The organism is Paenibacillus sp. J22P169, assembly GCF_059691995.1.
In genome coordinates this window covers 2,399,969-2,419,261 of sequence record NZ_JCAUAO010000001.1, presented here as the reverse complement: position 1 = coordinate 2,419,261, position 19,293 = coordinate 2,399,969, and the positions used below count along the sequence as shown (strand labels likewise).

The window sequence follows — 19,293 nt, the reverse complement described above, 5'->3', positions numbered from 1 at the left end:
GGTCGTTAAAATGAGAGAGAAAGAAATTCCGGATTGGGAAAATCTAGAGGTGCTTGGTCGCAACATGGAACCCCCGAATACCGGTTACATACCTTACGCAGACGCAAAAACAGCACTTATTGGGGAGAGGGCGCTTTCACCTTACTATCAGTCGCTAAATGGGAATTGGAAATTTCTGTACGCGTCAAATCCGTCGGAAGCGCCAGAGCGCTTCTATGATCCGTCTTACAAGACCGATGATTGGACTACAATGCCTGTTCCGGGTAATTGGCAGATGCACGGATACGGACACCCGCATTATTCCAGTAGTTATTATCCGTTCCCGATAGATCCGCCGCACGTGCCAAACGATAATCCGACTGGCTTCTACCGCAGAAGCTTTCATCTAATGGAATCTTGGGATGACAGGCAAGTGTTTCTCGTGTTTGAAGGTGTTGATTCAGCTTTTCATCTTTGGGTGAACGGAATATTTGCAGGGTATGGACAAGGCAGCCATATGACCAGTGAATTTCGGATTACTTCACTGCTGAAAGCGGGGGAAAACACGGTATCCGTGCAGGTGTATCAATGGAGTGACGGCAGCTATTTGGAGGATCAGGACAAATGGCGGTTAAGCGGTATTTTCCGAGACGTGTATTTGAAAGCAACTCCTGATGTGCATATCCGGGATGTTTTCGTGCAAACCAGCTTTTGTGAAAATCGGCTAGATGCCAATCTAGGCCTTCGAATAGCGGTCAAATGCTTTACCAATCATGCGGCTCAGAGCCATAACTTAATCATCTCGCTTTGGGACGAGACGCGTCAAGTGATTTACAAAGGGGAGGTTGATGCTACCCCGCTATTTGACGAAAAAGTGCTCGACTTGTACATACCGGTCTCGGCTCCCCGCAAATGGTCGGCAGAGGATCCGTACTTATACGCATTAGTATTGGAGCTGCGGGATGAAACGGGGGAATCGCTGGAATCTGTAAGCGTTTCCGTTGGGTTTCGCGATATCGTCATTCAGGGCGGTCGCCTCCTTGTCAGCGGTACACCTGTGACGCTTAAGGGAGTCAATCGAAATGAGTTCCATTCGGATCTCGGTTTTGCCATACCACTGGAAACCATGGTGGAAGATATCCGTCTGATGAAGCAGCATAATATGAACGCAGTGCGTACATCCCATTATCCGAATGATACGCGCTGGCTTGATCTTTGCGATCGCTACGGACTCTATGTTATCGACGAAGCGGACCTCGAAACCCACGGCTGCCATTTTATTGGGAATGAAAGTCATCTAGCTCAAGATGACCAGTGGAGAGAAGCGTTTATCGACCGCGCCCGCCGTATGGTGGAAAGGGATAAAAATCATCCATCTGTCATCATCTGGTCCCTTGGAAACGAATCGGGCTACGGAGCCAACCATGATGCTATGGCGGAGTGGGTGCGTGAAGCTGATCCGACACGTCCAATTCATTACGAACGGGCCAAGGATGCCAAGGTCGTAGACATTGTGAGCTGCATGTATCCCTCACTGGAAGCGCTGATTGCAGAAGGGGAAAAAACAGACGATCCAAGACCTTTCCTTATGTGTGAATTTGCGCATGCAATGGGAAATGCGGCAGGCAATTTACAGGAGTATTGGGATGCTATCTACCAATACCCCCGACTGCTTGGCGGCATGGTCTGGGAGTGGGCAGATCTAGCCGTTCGGAGGCAGACGGAGGATGGCAAAGCATGGTACGCGTACGGCGGCGATTTTGGCGATCATCCAAACAGCGGTCATTTTTGCATTGACGGCATGTTATTCCCTGATCGAACGAGCAAGTCTTCCCTCATTGAGTTTAAAAAAGTGATTGAACCGGTAAAAGTAAGAGCAGTCAATATAAATTCGGGCATCGTAAGCATTCAGAATCGCTACGACTTTTTATCTTTGGGTCACCTGGAGGGCTCGTGGCAACTGTTGAGTGACGGAGAAATCGTTGAGCAGGGCGAGCTCGCGAGTACAGATGTACCAGCCGGCGGAGAAGCGTCGATCATCATACCCTTTAGCAAGGCATACGAACAACTGGAAGGCGAATGTTGGCTCCGCATTCAGTTTACTACGCGGAATGAGACGCGATGGGCGCAAAAGGGCCATGAAGTGGCTTGGGCAGATTTACCGCTATCCGCTCCACCTAAAGCCATACCGCACATCAGCACGAAAGCGATGCCCGGCTTGCGTCATCAGGAAACTGATCATGATGTCCAGGTAAACGGCACCGATTTTCGGATGGTTTGGAACAAAAACAGTGGGACCTTAACTTCAATTGAGTTTAACGGAATTCCGCTTCTTCAGGCCGGTCCGATCGTCAATGTTTGGCGGGCGCCAATGGATAACGATGCCCGTCAGGCGAAAGAGTGGAGAAAAGCGGGGTATAATGCTTTGCAGCAGCGTGTAAACGAGTTTTCCATTCTTCCTTATGAGAAACATGCTGTGCAAATTAAGGTGAATTCGACGCTTGGCGCAGCGGGATTAGGCGCATGTTTTGAAACCTGGACGGAGTACACAGTTTACGGATCAGGGGATGTCTTCATGACTGTCCGCGTGAATCCGCGATCAGGACTTCCCCCGCTGCCGCGATTGGGCTTGCAGATGGGTATGCCTGGCGCATTTGATCGGTTATCTTGGTTCGGGCTTGGCCCGCACGAATGTTATATCGACCGGAAGGAAAGCGGGAGGCTCGGCATGTACAAAGGTACGGTACAGGAGCAATACGTACCGTATATCAAGCCGCAGGAGCATGGCAATAAAGCGAATGCACGGTGGGCGGCTGTAACGAACGCTTTGGGAACAGGTTTGTTTATCGGTGGCATGCCCTTACTTGATATAAGCGCGAGTCATTATTCCACTGCGAATATAACGAGTGCAAAGCATACAACCGATCTAGTCCGGTTAAATGAAACAATTGTGAACATGGATTACCGGCAAGCTCCGATTGGAAATCATAGCTGCGGGGAAGCTCCTCCATTAGAACGTTATTTGCTTCATCCGAAGGATACAACTTTCCGTTTGCGGCTGAAGCCGTTTTCTGAAAGAGATGTATCGCCCATGCAGTTGAGCAAACGATGGCCTGAGCAAGTTACATCATTCATTCAGGAGGCGACAAGATGAACAGCCGGAAGTTTCCGAAAATCATGTATGGCGGCGATTACAACCCAGAGCAGTTCCCGAAGGAAATATGGGATGAGGATATGAGGTTGTTTCAGCTTGCCGGCATCGATATTGCAACGGTCAATGTTTTCTCGTGGGCTCTAAACCAACTGGATGAGGAGACGTACCGGTTTGATTGGTTAGACGAGGTAATGAACAAGTTGCATGAGAACGGCATGTATGCATGTTTAGGAACGGGGACAGCCGCTCATCCGGCCTGGATGGCTAGAAAATATCCGGATATTTTAACCGTAACCTCCGATGGAAAACAAAGGAAATTTGGAAGAAGACATAACTCTTGTCCGAATAGTCCTACTTTTCGCCATTATGCCGAAAACTTGGTCAGCAGATTGGCGGAGCGATACCAAGGCCATCCGGCCCTGCTTCTGTGGCATGTGAATAATGAGATTGGCAACCGCTGCTATTGCGAAAACTGTGAGAAAGCATTTCGAGAATGGCTGCAAAATCGTTATGGAACGCTGGAGCGGCTGAACGAGGCATGGTATACGCGGTTCTGGGGGCACACCTTTTATGACTGGAAGGACATCGTGCTTCCAAGCGCATTAAGCGAAGGGCTCTCTGGGGGCAACTCGGACCAAACTGCGTTTCAGGGAATGACGCTGGACTTTTACCGATTTAATTCAGACAGTTGGCTGGCTTGTTATCTCATTGAATATAACGCGATTAAATCGTTCATCCCGGATGCGGTAGTAACGACCAATTTCCAGGGGAACGGCACCTATAAGCCGCTTGATTATTTCAAATGGGCGCCTTATCTAGACATCGTCGCGCTCGATATATATCCAGAAAACCATACACCGGAAAGCTATATGGCGCTCCGCTACGATCTAATGCGCGGCTTGAAAAACGGCGCCCCATTTATGCTGATGGAGCAGACGCCGAGCGTGCTCAACTGGAAGACCGTGAATCCGCCTAAAAGACCGGGTGTCATGAGGCTTCGAAGCTACCAGGCGGTGGCTCGCGGGGCGGAATCTGTGATGTTTTTCCAACTGCGCCGTTCGCTCGGCGCTTACGAGAAATTTCACGGAGCCGTCATCGATCATGCAGGTCATGAGCATACACGCGTGTTTAGGGAATGTGCAGAACTAGGCCAGGAATTGAAGCAATTGGGCAATCATTTACTGGATGCACGGGTGAAGAGCAAGGTGGGTATTCTGTTTGATTGGGATAATTGGTGGGCTGTCGAGCTTGGCGGAGGACCTTCCGCGCATTTGAAATATCTCGATCAAATCCAGAAATATTATGATGCGTTTTACAATAATCACATCCAAGTCGACTTCATCCATGTGGAGACAGATTTGCACCAGTACGAGCTGGTGGTGGCCCCGCTGTTGTATATGGTGAAGCCTGGATATGCAGAGAAGCTGGAAGTGTATGTGGAAAACGGAGGAACCTTCGTTACAACATGCTACAGCGGTATTGTGAACGAAAACGATCTGGTGACAGCAGGCGGTTATCCAGGCGAATTGCGCAAGCTTCTGGGTATCTGGGTGGAGGAAATCGACGCTTTGCTTCCAGAACAAAAAAACACACTTGTGATGAAAAAGGCTCTTGGCGAGCTTCGAGGTTCTTACGATTGCGGACTGCTTTGTGAAGTGGTACATCCGGAAGGAGCGGAAACATTAGCAAGCTTTGGCAGCGATTACTATGCAGGCTATCCCGCATTAACTCGCAACCAATTTGGTACAGGTGAGGCCTGGTATGCGGCAACGAACCCGAGCGGTGACTTTTTGCAGCAATGGATGAAATCTTTATGCGAAAGCAATGGAATTTCTTCGTTGTTTGAAGTGCCGCAGGACATCGAAATTATACAGCGTGAAAAAGCTGATCTTCAATTTACTTTCGTGTTAAATCATAGCCATCATTTGCAAAAAATACATATTGGGAAGCGCGAGCAGAAGGAGCTCCATAGCGGCTTGAGCGTTAGCGGAGACGTCGAACTTCCCCCGAAAAGCGTCATGATTTTCGAAGTGTCTAAGGAGGCGGATACTAGTGGAAGAAATTGAGAGATTGCGCCATCAATTTAATGATCCGTCTACCGAATACAGGTCACTGCCATTTTGGGCTTGGAATGATGACTTGGAGGAGGAAGAGCTAAATCGGCAAGTTAAAGAAATGAAGGATCAAGGGATAGGCGGGTTTTTCATTCATTCGAGGGATGGGCTTGAAACCGTCTACATGGGTCAAGAGTGGATGAAGCGGGTTCGTTCAACGGTGGAAACAGCCGAGGCACTTGGCATGCAGGCATGGCTGTATGACGAAGATCGCTGGCCGTCAGGCTTTGCCGGGGGCCTCGTGCAAGCGCATGGCGGTGACGCTTACCGTGCGAAGGGGCTCACGATGGAGGTGCTCCGGTCAACAGCTTTAAACGGAGTTGACGGTGCGGTTGATTCAATTGATGACGCTGTAGCTTTATTCAGAGCCGTGATTGATGAGAGAGACTTGGTTCGCTGTGAGAGACTTCAAGCCGACGCCAACATAGCTGCAGGAAATGAGGATGAAGTGTTGCTCGTCTTTCGCGTTGAAATATCAGAACGAAGTGCCTGGTTCAACAATGAAGCGCCTCCGGATCAATTGAATCCCGAATCGGTAAAAGCGTTCATTGACATTACATACGAAGCTTACAAGCAAGAAGTGGGCAGGCATTTCGGCAAAACCGTTCGCGGCGTATTTACTGACGAGCCGAGTATCCATGACCGCCATTGCAAGTTTACAGAGGGCAGAGGCTGGATTCCGTGGAGCTGGTCGCTTCCCGCCTATTTTCAGATGAAACGTGGTTATGATTTGCTGGATCTCGTCCCGTATCTATTTTTCAACGGGGAGCGGTCCTCAGAGGCGCGTCACGATTATTGGCGGACAATTTCTGAACGATTCGGCGAATCGTACTCCAAGCAAATTGGCGAGTGGTGCGGGAACAATGAGCTTGCTTTTACGGGGCATTTCCTTTGGGAAAATAATTTGGGCACAGCGACCCGAGTCTGTGGGGCGGTAATGCCCAATTACCGCTATCAGCACGTTCCAGGCATCGATATGTTGAACGAACAGACAAATGAATATATAACGGTTAAGCAGTGTACCAGCGTTGCCAACCAATACGGGAGAAAGTTCGTGCTTACCGAAACCTATGGCTGCACGGGTTGGGGCTTCACCTTCGAAGGGCAGAGATGGATCGGCGATTTCCAATACGTATTGGGCGTCAATCTGCGGTCCCAACACTTGGCGCTTTACTCCATCAAAGGATGTCGGAAGCGGGATTATCCGCCGGTATTCAATTACAACACAAGCTGGTGGAAATACAATGCGATTATGGAAGATTATTTCGCCAGACTGTCGGTGGTTTTGACGGAAGGCCGCCCGGTTCGTGACATACTCGTGCTCCATCCTGCTTCCAGCGCATGGAGTATGGTAGGTACGGGACCCTACGGATTTCCAGCCCGCGGCAAAGACCCGGACGTCTCCGCAGCGAACCGCTATGGCCATGAATTTAACGCTTTTCTCGGCAAGCTGCTCAGGGCGCACTATGATTTTGATCTTGGCGATGAAACCATCATGGAGGAAACCGGCTTCATTCATGGAAATCAGCTTGCGGTAAATAAGGCAGCATACAGAGTTGTCGTCATTCCGGAAATCCGGACAATGCTGCACAGCACGTTCCGATTACTGTCGCAATTTCTGAACGCCGGGGGCAAAGCGATAGCTGTCGGATCTCGCCCAACGATGCTTGAAGGCAAGGCGACGAACCTCCTTAGCGACTTATATGATCATAAAAACATGTTCATCGTTGAGGACGCCGAGCAAACCGTTGCCGCATTGGAACACATGCTGCCACGCAGAGTCAGCATCAAGGGCGCAGATGCGGAAGAATGCTCCGATTTCTTGTATATGCTTAGGGATTTGGGAGAAAGCATTGCGTTATTTACCGTCAATAACGACCGTGAAAGGAGTCATCGCGTAAGCCTAGAGATCGCCTTGGATGGCTTCGGACATATGGAAGAATGGCGGGCGTTGACAGGCGAAATGAAGGCGGTCGAGACCAGCTTACGCAACGGATACACGTGTATTGAAGATGTATTCGGTCCTGCAGATTCCAAGCTATACTTATGGCATAAAAAAGGACGTAATGCTGAAATAGACGAGGGCCGCGTGACGTCTGAGCACACGACGGTACAGAAGCTTGGTCCGGTTTGCAAGTTCACTCGGACGATGCCCAACGTATTAACAATGGACATCTGCTCTTACCGCGTAGAGGATGGCGATTGGTCGGAAGAAATGGAAGTTTGGCAAGCACAGAGGGCAATTCGTGAAGCTTTCGGCATGAGACAGGTTTATGGTAACGGCAATGAGCAAAGGTATAGATGGATTCATGAGCCCCATCCGGAAGATGGGAAGCCGGTCGATTTCAAATTTACCTTTCAAGTTTCATCCGTGCCGCAAGAAGCCGTGTACCTTGTCGTGGAGTCCTCGGAGTATTACGAGATTAGGTTAAACGGTAATCTGATTGTAAATCAGCCGGACGGCTGGTTTCTTGACCGGTCGTTTGATCAAGTGTTTCTATCTGGTTTGAAAGTTGGAAAGAACGAATTGACATTATCGTGCAAATATCTAAACCGGATGGAAGTGGAAGATATTTATCTGATCGGTCATTTTGGCGTCGATGCCGCAAGAAACATCGTGGTCGAACCGGAGACATTGGCATTCGGGGATTGGTGCGAGCAAGGATATCCTCACTATTGCGGCAGTATGATTTACCATTTTGACGTTCAGGTGGAAGAAAAGACGGAAAGCCGGACGGTATTGGAGCTTGGCGATTATGTCGCTGTTACCGTCGAGGTGCGGGTTAACGGCAAGACTGCCGGGCATGTGCCTTGGCGGGCTGCGAACCGGCTAGATGTAACGGAGCAGCTAGATGTGGGCGTAAACAGGATTGATGTTGAAGTGATGGGAAGCCCGCGCAACATGCTGGGACCCTTCCATCAGGCTTCCGGCGATACGCCGACAACCAGTTGGGCGTCTTTCCGTAAAGAAGGCCAATATTTTACCTCGGACTATCAGTTGCGCCCATATGGCTTGTTTGGGCAAATTTCATTATACACAGAGAGATGGAAACGGAGGTTTGAGCATGAAAATCCATAAGTGGGGTCTATTTCTTTCCTTCATCATCTTATGCGCCGCATTATTTCCTGCGTCTGCGGATGCCTCAGTGAAATACTCCACGTATACAAAAGATAGCCGGGGTAATTTGATATGGCTTCAGCCAGCGTACTTTCCGAGGGGCGTAATCGGGCAAAATCTGACTGCGCCAGATCCTGGAAACAGCAAGGTTCTAATCAGTTCACCGATGAAAAACCCAAAAGACATTTTTGTTGATGCGAATAGCGAAGTTTATATCGCTGATACGGGCAACAATCGCATCGTGCATATGACGGAAACTGGGAAGCTCTTGCGATACATTACGCTTCAGGAGTCCCCTTTTAATAAACCAGAAGGGGTATTCGTTACCAAGGATGGCAGTATATACGTCGCCGACACAGGGAATAAAAGAGTGCTTAAGCTGGACGCCAGCGGCAAGGTGGTACAGGAGTACAAACGGCCAGAATCCCGGTATATTCCCGATACGTTTGTTTTCGATCCGGCTAAAGTGATGGTCGACGAACGTGAATTTATGTACATTGCAGTGCATGGCAGTTACGAGGGGCTTGTGATGATCGATCCAAAAGGCAAGTTTCAAGGCTTCTTCGGTGCAAACGGCACGGCGATCTCCCCGTTAGACGCATTAAAGAGAATGCTTTATACCAAAAAAATGTACGCCAATGAGGTCGCAAAAAGACCGGAACCGATCAATAGCGTAGCTACTGACGATAACGGTTATATCTTTACAGTGACAGGCGGAACAGCTACAACGAATCAATTGAAAAAGTTAAATGTCAAAGGTGACAACTTGCTGCGCAGCTCCTCAAAATCGTTCGGAGAAACCGCCCCTTGGGACGTTCCGGCACAGGCGGTCGTAACAGGACCTCAACTGAGCGATGTCGCCGTTGATCCAAGCGGCAATATGATTGTTGTGGATCAGCAAAACAAATATATCAGTCATTACGACGCATCAGGCAATTTATTGTACTTCTGGGGCGGAGCGTCTGCTATCGGTTCCTCTCAAGTCGGTCTGTTAAAGAGCCCGGTAGCGCTCGACGTGAATGATAAGAACGAACTATTTGTGCTGGACGACCAGGAAAATATAGTGCAGGTATTCCGCTTATCGGAGTTTGGGCAAAAAGTTGATCAAGCCAACCAGTTTACATTGGCTGGCCGTTATGAGGATAGCGAACAGCCGTGGAAAGAAGTTCTGCGGTTAAATGGACAGTTCGCACCTGCGTATCTGGGGCTAGCCAAGTCGGCTTTTAAAAAAGAACAATATGAAGCGGCGAAAGATTTGTTCAAAGAAGCGGGAGACCAGCAAGGGTACTCCGATTCCTTCTGGCAAATTAGGATGCTGTGGCTGCAGCAGAATTTCTCTTGGATTGCCAGTGTGCTGGTGTTCGGCACTTTCTCTTATCTCCTTGCCGATAAATTCACGGCAAAACGAGAATTCCGGACTAGATGGCGCAATCGGCCGAAAAGTCAAAACCGCTTCATCTCGAACTGTAGGCTTGCGCTGCATGTTTTAAAACATCCGATTGACGGGTTTTCTGCGATTCACTATGAGAACAAAGGCAGCTATTTGAGTGCAAGCGTCATTCTGTTTGGCGTGTATGCTTCTCTTATCATCAGCAAGTTTGCGACTAGTTTTGCTTTTAATCCGAAGACATTTGTCGACATTTACTCTACGTTCACGCAATTTTTCATCGTCTGGATCGCTTGGATTGCCGCCAACTACCTCGTCAGCTCGATTTACCGGGGGGAAGGGCGGTTCAAACACATCTTTATCGGAAGCGCCTACGCACTTCTGCCGTACATAGCCATCGGAATCCCACTCGCTTTCGTGTCGAATGTGTTGACGATGTCCGAGTCATCCATCTACCATTTCGTGGGGAACGCTATGACGGTATGGATCGGGCTGCTCATTTTCTGGAAAATCCAGAATGTACATAATTACACGTTTGGTGAAACCATCATGAATATTTTCCTCACGCTTTGTACGATGCTTGTCATTGGTGTTCTAATTTTCATTATTATGGGACTTACTAGCGATCTCGGATCGTTACTTTATCAGATGTACCAGGAGGTGACCTTGAGATGATCAGGATGATCAAAATGAATAAAAAAGCCATCATTGTTACCATTCTGATCTTGGCGGCCGTTGTCATCTTTCTAACCCGTGTCAACATTGAGTTTAAAGCCCCGAACGGGCGCGTTTCGCAGGCTGTACAACAAAACACAGCAGATCAGGTTGCGAGTGTTCCCGCTAAGCTGCCACTGGATACAGATTTTAAAGAAGTTGCGGAGTCAGGAATGTTGAGACTGAAAATGGATGAGAAGACCGGACATTTTATTGTTGAAGACAAACGGAATGGCAATGTATACCGCTCCTATCCCGATCCGAAATATTGGCCAAAAGAGAAAATTTCCGAAACCTGGAAAAAACATCTAGCCTCACCGCTCATGGTCCAATATGTGGATTTTTCTAAAAATATTCTGCAGGCAAAGGAGACGAACCTGGCGGCGGAAGGCGGGAAGGTGAAGGATGTTCAAGCGATTCCCGGTGGTTTTAAGCTTGCCTATGAATTTCCGGCTACGGGCTTCACAATTCCGGTTCAGGTGACCGTTGATCAGGACTACGTTGAAACGAAAATCATACAAGAAGGCGTAAAGGAAACCAAAATGGGTCTCGTATGGGTCAGACTGTTCCCATTCTTAGGAGCCGAGTATACAGATGGACAAGACGGATACCTGTTCATTCCGGATGGTGCAGGAGCCCTGGTGCGATTTAAAAATAATCAATTGAACGTCAACAAAATATATGACGAATTAGTATATGGCCAAGATATTGCATTTCCAGGGATCAACAACAACCGAAATAAAATTATGATGCCAGTCTTCGGCATGAAGTCGGGGTCGAAAGGCTTTTTGGCGGTCGTACACGATGGTGATGAGTTTGCCGACGTTGTCGCCGCTCCCGCCGGCGTCCTAAGCAATTATAACTGGATCGGTGCGCAAATGAATTATCGATCCAGCTTCTTGCAGTTTACAACAAGAAATGCAGACGTTCCCGATTCATGGGGGTACGTTGACTATGATCGTGATCAGAAGTTTGGGAGCGATCGTTCCGTTCGTTACTATATGCTGGCTGACCAGAAGTCGGATTACGTCGGAATGGCCGAGGCATACCGCCAATATTTAATAAAGGAAAAAGGGTCCAAACCCGTTCAGGTCAAAGATCCGAATATTCCGTTATATACGACTATCATCGGCGCGGATCGGGAAAAAGGGGTGGTCAGCGATCGCTATCTTAATTTGACCACGACGAACGAGGGCATTCAAATCGTCAATTCTCTGCATGACAAAGGGATCAAAAATATGTCGCTTACCTTTACGGGCTGGCAGAAGGGAGGCTACAGCTCCTTCGGCCAAACATTCCCGGTCGATTCCCGCATTGGCGGTGACAAAGGCATGAAGGCTTTCATCGATCACGCGCACGGGCTGGGGTATCCGGTGTATTTGGAAGCGCAGTATTTACTTAACAATACAAAGGGCGGCGGCTTTGATGAGAAGTTTAATGCGATGGTCAACTTAGCTGGCAGGACGCTTATGCAGAGTCCATTGTTCAACCGAGAGAGGACGCCAGTCGTCAGCGATAAATTCATTGAACAAATGGTGAATAACGATTTGCCCAAGTATAAAGCAATGGGCGTCGACGGGCTTGCCGTCGGATTGCTCGGCCAGAAGCTATATAACGACTACAACACGGAGTATGGCTCTTCAAGAGACGAGGCCCGCAATATTCAGGAACGTGTTTTACAAAAGATTAAGGATACACTCGGCGGCGTACAGGGGGAGAAATCGAATGTTTACGCACTGCCGCATATCAATTTCATCCGAGGTATGGTATACGACAATTCCTACGATTTGTTTTCTGACGACTCTGTTCCTTTCGCCCAGATTGCTACACACGGTTTAGTCTCGTACTCATCGGAGTATGTAAACAACCGTCAGGAAGATGTGAACGATTTCTTACGGGATATCGAATACGGAGCAGCGCCGTCCTTCATATTCACGAAGGCAGAAACGAAAAAATCCGTGAACTCCTACGGCTTACGCTACTATAACACGTATTATCCAGATTGGGAGAACTTTGCCGCAGAGCAGTATAAGCGATACAACGATACACTCGGAGACGTGCAGGACCAGTTTATTACCGGTCACCGGACGCTTGCCGAAGGCGTGAAAGAAACAACGTATGCAAACGGAAAAAAGATTATCGTTAACTATAATTTGACGGAATACCGGAGCGGAAATTTGATCGTACCGGAGCATAACTTTATTGTCATTCGAGGAGGGGGAGGCCAATGAATCGTAGAGCGAGACTGAAGTCATCCCTATCCGAATATTTGGAAGGAACGCTGTTTATACTCCCGTGGTTCATCGGATTTATCATCTTTATGGCGTTCCCGATCGGTTACTCCTTATTTATGAGCTTTCAGGATGTAAAGATAACCGCAACGAAGACGACGACCCGCTTCATCGGATGGACACATTATAAGTACATCTTGTTTGAAGATGGGAGTATGCTGTACAACCAGCTGCTGCCATTTCTGCGCCAAGCGCTGTTTATGATTCCAATCATTGTCATATTTGCTTTGTTAATCGCCATTATTTTGAATCAGAAATTTCCCGGCCGCACGTTCTTTCGCGCCATCTTCTTTCTACCCGTCATTTTGGCGACTGGTGAGGTCGTGAAGGAGTTTCTGACGCAAGGAGAAGGCGATCTCGGTTTTATGTCCAAATTCAACATTTCCGGTCTCATTCAAGCCAACCTATCGGCAACATGGTCCGACCCGCTGATTTCCATTCTGAACTCGTTCGTGCTCATTTTATGGTACTCAGGCGTTCAAATTATGATCTTCTTGGGCGGAAGACAGACGATCTCGAATTCAGCTTATGAGGCAGCGCGCATCGATGGTGCAGGTCCTTGGGAAACGTTCTGGAAGATTACGCTTCCTGCGATGACGCCGTTTATTTTCCTAAACTTGATTTACACGGTTGTTGACCTGTTCACCTTCCCGACCAACCCGATTCTGTCGAAGGTAAGGGAAAGTGAATATGGCCAATACAGCGCATTGTTTTGGATCTACTTTATGATAATTGCTTTTTTCCTGGCGATCCTGTTCATCATTTTCAGCAGGGTGACGAAGTCGCATCGTGCATAACCATAATATGATTGGAGGGATGACGCTATGTTTCGTATCAAATTGAAAGAAGAGCAGACGGCAGGCATGCTGCAGCTTCTCAGTAAAATCCGGTATGCAGTCATCGGTAGAGAAGCAGACAAAGGTCTGCTTTTCAAGCTGTTCATCTATCTGATTCTGATCGATACGGCTTACATTTATTTGAAGCCGATTCTGCATATGATGGCGACTATGGTCAAAAATGCAGACGACCTGCTCGATCCTGCCGTCAATTGGTTCCCGAGGACGATCTATCTCGGTAACCTCCAAGAGGCTTGGGCGTGGTTGAAATATCCGAAGGCGCTGGGCATTTCTTTGGGGCTTTCGCTTTCGGTTGCTATTTTGCAAACCCTCTCATGTGCTGTAACGGGTTATGCGTTTGCAAGGCTGAAAATTCCGTTCAAGCGCGTTCTGTTCTTTTTCCTAATGCTAACCTTTATTGTGCCGATGCAGGTCACTATCCTGCCCAATATTATTTATGCCAGACAGCTAGGTCTTCTGAATACGATTTATCCGATTATCGTTCCGGCTTTTTTCGGTCTTGGGCTAAAAGGTGCGTTATTCGTCATCATTTACCGCCAATTTTTCTCGACCCAACCGAAGGAGCTGGAGGAAGCTGCTCGTATTGACGGAGCCGGCGTGTTTAAAATCTTTTACAAAGTGATGATGCCGCTTGCCAAGCCAGCGATCCTAGTCGTGTTTTTGTTTTCGTTTATTTGGACGTGGAACGATTTCTATTTGCCGAGCATGTACTTGTCCGACATAGAAACGGCTCCTTTATCGCTCGGGATCGAGAAAATTGCTTCAGCGCTGCGTCAGCAAGCCGAGGCCTATGGACCGTCAGTAAATGACGAAGCCATCCGGATGTCCACAACATTCTTAATGATTATTCCGCCTCTGGTCTTATACACGTTCACGCAGCGATGGTTTGTAGAAGGTGTGGAACGAACAGGCTTGGTGGAATAGCAGCGAATTACAATTTGATCGGAACGGAGGCTCAAAGAAATGAAACGTCTTCTCACATTCTGTTTAATCGGCGTCATGGTCGTCCTAATCGCGGCGTGCTCAAAGTCGGCGGACCAATCGGCCAGCGCGCCGGCAGGTTCTGTCAAGATGCTCTATCTCAAACGCGGGGAAGGAACCCATGATCCCTATGTCATTTCACATTTTAAGAAGGCTGGCTTTACCGTCATTGATATGGCGGATAACGTATTCAAAGCTGGACTCGAGAAAGGGTATGGGGTGGTCTATGTCAGTCCTACGGTCAATTCCTCCCGAATTGATGCCCAGCTTAAAAATTCGGCAGTGCCCGTCGTGTATGCCAAGCCGCAGGTGGCCAGCATCTCCCAGATGACGGGATTGCTGGATTACGGTGAGTTGAGCGCGGCAAAAACGGTTCAAATTAAAGACAGCAAGCATCCGCTGGCAGCCGGTCTGAAAGATCAGGTAACCGTCTATAAAAACGACGGGAAAATTGGGTACGCTTTGCCGGGCAAAGAGGCTGTGACGATTGTGACAGCACAAGGGAATGAGAAGAAAGCGGCTGTTTTTGCCTATGAAAAGGGTGCGAAAAACATTAACAACGAGCCAGTACCCGCACGGCAGGTGTTCTTCTATTTGTCTGCAGGGGAAGAAATGAACCAAACGGATGAAGGATTTAAACTTTTGGATGCAGCGATCCAGTGGGCAGCTCACAACGGGCAAATTAATAAATAATGATACTGGCAGGGAGGAATTCGGTCTATGAAAAAGTTCGGTGCCGCTTTAATTACTTGTATGGTATTCACACTTTCCGCTTGCAACTCGGTCACGAATCAACCGGTATCGGTATCCAACCAACCTTCATCCACGAATGCAGCCAAATCACAGAGCAATGGGAAAAGCGTACTCTTTATCGGCCAAGAAGGCGGTGGAGACGGTATTGTGATCAAACGTTTTAAAGAAAAGCACGGCATGAACGTTACGGTGATATCTGACAAAGAGGTGACCGTCGAGAAAGCAAACGGGTTCTCTATGATTTTTGTCAGCGAATCGGTCAATTCGGGTAAAATCAAGGACAAATTCGTAACAACGCCAGTGCCTGTCATTTATGACGAGCCTCAAATATCGGGCGATACGGGCATGACCGAACCAGACGCAAATGGCAAATTAGAAGGCAACAATGCGGCCAAAACGATTCAAATCCGAAACAACCAGCATGCACTGGCAGCGGGTCTGCAAGACCAAATCGATGTGTATAAAGATATTGGAAAGATGGGTTGGGCGACGCCAGGCAAAGAAGCTATCGTTGTAGCAACCCTGCCAAATGATGAGATGAAGGCGACTATTTTTGCTTTCGAGAAAGGTTCGACGAATGTGAAAGGGCAAAAAGTTGCTGCACGTGAAGTTTTTTACTACATGATGACCGGTGAAGAAATTAATCAAAGCGATGACGGATGGAAGCTATTTGATGCAGCCGTTCGCTGGGTGCAAGAGAAAAAATAATATCTGTTCTAGAAAAGGAGGTAGGGGAGTTTATGAAACAGCTGTTTTCCTGCTTGCTGATTGTAGTAATTATTCTTACGAGTGCAGCTTGTTCAACTCCGACGCAAAATGATGCCAGGACAGCGAAGAAAGTACTTTATGTTGGGACGGACAGCGCGAATGACCGAATTGTGATGAAGCACCTCAAGGAGCTTGGCTACGAAGTTACGTTGCAGTCAGACAAAGAGCTTACCCCAGATACGGCCCAAAATTTTGGATTGGTTTATGTCAGTTCCTTTGCAGGTTCTCATCGCCTCGCGGATAAACTACTGGGATCCCCTGCGCCCGTCATCTATGCGAATGGCAAAAGTTTGGGTCAAGTGGGTTTAGTAAGCAAAGATGATTCGGATTATGGCGAATATACCGGCCGAGCGATAGCCATAAAAGATAGCAAACATGAGGCTGCGATGGGACTATCCGGTAATGTGGACATCTATAAGGCTGAAGGCAAGATTAGCTATGTGGTACCGCAAGGGGGTGTCATTATCGCCTCGGCTCCAGATAATGACAAACGCGCAGTGATTTGTGCTTTCGAGAAAGGCTTGAAAAATATGAGCGGCCAACCCTTGCCGGCTAGGCGGATGTTCTTCAATTTAACCGGAGGTGAAGAAATTAACCGTACTGACAATGGATGGAAGCTATTTGATACAGCCGTTCGATGGGCGGTGGAAAAAAATTGAAGAGAGGGAAAGATGCAACAAACAACCTATAATGTTGGAGAACCCCCCTAATGAAAACGTAAACATTTCGTAATAAAGTAAAAGTATACAAAATTTGAAAATTTTGATTGGGGGAGGCTCTTAAAATGAAAAAGATTCTCAAAGCATCTTTAGTAATTACCTCGGCATTTGTCATTATGACAGGCTGTACGTCAGAACCTGAGAACACCGACAAGGAACCCGTTGCCGTAGAAAGTAAATCACCGAACAACGAAATATTTATTTATACGGTTTATCCTGCTTTCTACGCGAAAGAAGAGATCTGGGAGAAGCAAGTAGGGCAACACCTTAAGAAGAAGTTTCCTGATCTCACTTTCAAACACGTACAGTGGGATAATCCAGGTCGGCAATATAAGGACCTGATTGCAGCCGGGACGGTTCCTGACATTATCATAGATAATGCGCGGAGAAATCTACATAGGGAAATTTTAGGGAACGATCTACAGTATGACATGACCGATTTGATCAAAAAGTATAATTTTGACACCAGCACTTTAAACCCTGCGGCTATGGCTCAGATGAAGAATGTCACGCCGGAAGGGAAAATTTATGGTTTGCCTTTCCAATTGAGCGATTTAGTTCTTTTCTACAATAAAGATGTTTTTGATAAATTCGGTGTTGATTATCCGAAAGACGGAATGACTTATGATGAAATTTATGAATTGGCTAAAAAGCTGACCCGTGTGGAAGGCGAAAAAACGTACAAAGGCTACCAACAGCATCCCGGTTTATACATGACCTATAATCAGCTTTCGCTTTCACCTCTTAGCTTGACTGAAGACAAAGCGGAATTGAACACACCAGGCTGGAAAAAGCATGTCGACAATCTAAGGCGGTTTTACGAAATTCCGGCCAATCAATTTACATCCGTCGATGATTTCCCAAAAGGGACCATGGCGATGAGTGTACATGTTAGTGAAAAAATCGTTCAGTGGTACGAGCAAAATAAAAACTTGAATTTTGATATCGCAGCCATGCCATCCTATGCGGATGCTCCAGGCGTCAAGGCTCAGCCTAACCTTTATTCTGCCTACATTTCCAAACAGTCGACCAAAAAAGATCAATCATTCCAGGTCATACAGTACCTGCTTTCCGAGGAGATGCAAATCAATTTTGCCAAGGAAGGCATTATCGGATCGCTGCAAACGCCTAAAGTTCAAGAAGCGTTTGGGAAAAACCTGCCTCAAATGCAAGGAAAGCACACGCAAGCATTATTTTACGGTAAGAACGCCATGCCGCCAGCAGCTCGCGCTACAGGCTTAACCTATATTGACGTGCCGGCGCATGGCGTGTTCCAGCCTCTGATCTTCGGAGAATCCAAGGACTCCGTAACCGCACTGCGCATGGTTGAAGAATCTACAACAAAAGGGATTCAAACCGAGAAAGCCGCAAAATAATCACAGTAATTGGCTCTTCCAACTAACAGTTGGAGGGGCCCTTCATTCCAGTATGAAAAAGGGAGGCCCATAAAATGAAGCGTTTACTTATGGTGCTGATCGTGGTGTTCATGTCAATTGCCATGAGTGCCTGTTCATCATCGGAGCAAGCTGTTGATCCAGGCGTATCGGTTACACCTGCGTCAACTGTAACGCCTACTGCGACCACAGCCGCAACGGCAGATGTGTCCAAGGCTTCAGAGACTCCAACTACTTCAACGCCTATGGCAACAACAACGCCTGCCGTTACGGCTGCTGCAACGGCGGAAGCGACGAAGACTGCGAGTCCTGCGCCTGCAGCGACACCTTCAGATGCTTCTAAGCCAAGCGGAGCGCCAGCCACGCGTCAGACGGCAGCACCAGCACCATCTGCCAGTCAACCTGAACCTGTCCAGCAGCCGGAGATTTCACCGAAAGGAAAGAAAGTGCTCCTCGTCGGAAGAGATTCCATGCCACTGCCTCCTGAAGATGTTGCAATTGCCATCCGATTGAAAGGGATGGGGTTCAGCGTAAGCCATTTTAGCGATCGTGAGCTTACGGCCGATGCGACGAAAGGATACGATTTAATCTATATTAGTCAGACGACAAATTCTAAATTTTTGAAAACTGGCGCTATGAAGGAAGTTGCCATTCCAACTGTTTATGTGAAAAGCCACGGCATGTTTTATCTCGGCCTATCTTCCCAAGAGGAAGATTCGACTGTGATGAAATCGAAATCGATCCAGATCGTCGACAGCAAGCATAAGATTGCTGCCGGGTTAACGGGGACTGTTGATGTATTCAAGGAAGTTGGTGAAAACTTCGGCATCAGCTACGGTGTCCCAGGCAAGGAAGCGAAAGTAATCGCTGCTGTTCCCGGTGATAAGACTAAAGCTGCCGTCTATTATTACGATAAAGGCACGAAAGCCGATGACGGTTATGCGGTGAAAGCGCGAGTCTCGTTCTACTATTGGAGTAATGGGATGCAGGACAATTCTACAGATGCTGGATGGAAGATCTGGGATAATATCGTATTGTGGACATTACAAAACGGGTAAAAGGAG

At 47.8% G+C, this 19,293-nt stretch carries 12 protein-coding genes; all 12 read left to right on the top strand.

Annotation, left to right across the window (positions count from 1 at the left end; all coding sequences use genetic code 11):
* Positions 1-10 precede the first annotated feature (10 nt).
* The 12 genes from AC58QG_RS11170 (at position 11) to AC58QG_RS11115 (ending at position 19,287) form a co-directional block, all read left to right on the top strand.
* The gene (locus AC58QG_RS11170; protein WP_497362118.1) at positions 11-3,133 is read left to right on the top strand and encodes a glycoside hydrolase family 2 TIM barrel-domain containing protein; all 3,123 of its coding nucleotides are present in this window, start codon (positions 11-13) and stop codon (positions 3,131-3,133) included.
* The gene (locus tag AC58QG_RS11165) at positions 3,130-5,199 is read left to right on the top strand and encodes a beta-galactosidase (protein ID WP_497362117.1); all 2,070 of its coding nucleotides are present in this window, start codon (positions 3,130-3,132) and stop codon (positions 5,197-5,199) included. The genes AC58QG_RS11170 and AC58QG_RS11165 overlap by 4 nt, the downstream gene beginning before the upstream one ends.
* A complete protein-coding gene (locus AC58QG_RS11160; RefSeq protein WP_497362116.1) occupies positions 5,186-8,326 on the top strand; it encodes a glycosyl hydrolase in 3,141 nt (1,046 codons plus the stop codon). The genes AC58QG_RS11165 and AC58QG_RS11160 overlap by 14 nt, the downstream gene beginning before the upstream one ends.
* Positions 8,313-10,427: a YIP1 family protein gene (locus AC58QG_RS11155; RefSeq protein WP_497362115.1), complete on the top strand. Its 2,115-nt coding sequence runs from the start codon at positions 8,313-8,315 to the stop codon at positions 10,425-10,427. Before AC58QG_RS11160 ends, AC58QG_RS11155 begins: the two co-directional genes overlap by 14 nt.
* Positions 10,424-12,697, top strand: coding sequence for a DUF5696 domain-containing protein (locus tag AC58QG_RS11150; RefSeq protein ID WP_497362114.1), 2,274 nt, complete (start codon positions 10,424-10,426; stop codon positions 12,695-12,697). Before AC58QG_RS11155 ends, AC58QG_RS11150 begins: the two co-directional genes overlap by 4 nt.
* Positions 12,694-13,554 carry a carbohydrate ABC transporter permease gene (locus AC58QG_RS11145; RefSeq protein WP_497362113.1) on the top strand — a complete coding sequence of 287 codons (861 nt, stop codon included), beginning with the start codon at positions 12,694-12,696 and terminating at the stop codon, positions 13,552-13,554. The genes AC58QG_RS11150 and AC58QG_RS11145 overlap by 4 nt, the downstream gene beginning before the upstream one ends.
* 66 nt (positions 13,555-13,620) lie before the next feature.
* Entirely contained in the window at positions 13,621-14,538 is a 918-nt protein-coding gene (locus AC58QG_RS11140; RefSeq protein ID WP_497362834.1) for a carbohydrate ABC transporter permease, read from the top strand.
* 39 nt (positions 14,539-14,577) lie between these two features.
* Positions 14,578-15,288 carry a hypothetical protein gene (locus tag AC58QG_RS11135; RefSeq protein WP_497362112.1) on the top strand — a complete coding sequence of 237 codons (711 nt, stop codon included), beginning with the start codon at positions 14,578-14,580 and terminating at the stop codon, positions 15,286-15,288.
* Positions 15,289-15,315: 27 nt separating this feature from the next.
* A complete protein-coding gene (locus AC58QG_RS11130) occupies positions 15,316-16,056 on the top strand; it encodes a hypothetical protein (RefSeq protein ID WP_497362111.1) in 741 nt (246 codons plus the stop codon).
* A gap of 32 nt (positions 16,057-16,088) precedes the next feature.
* A complete protein-coding gene (locus AC58QG_RS11125; protein ID WP_497362110.1) occupies positions 16,089-16,775 on the top strand; it encodes a hypothetical protein in 687 nt (228 codons plus the stop codon).
* A gap of 125 nt (positions 16,776-16,900) precedes the next feature.
* Complete coding sequence (locus AC58QG_RS11120) at positions 16,901-18,211, top strand: ABC transporter substrate-binding protein (RefSeq protein ID WP_497362109.1); 1,311 nt, start codon at positions 16,901-16,903, stop codon at positions 18,209-18,211.
* Between the two features lie 74 nt (positions 18,212-18,285).
* On the top strand, positions 18,286-19,287 hold the full coding sequence (locus tag AC58QG_RS11115) for a hypothetical protein (protein ID WP_497362108.1): 1,002 nt from the start codon (positions 18,286-18,288) through the stop codon (positions 19,285-19,287).
* Positions 19,288-19,293 lie beyond the last annotated feature (6 nt).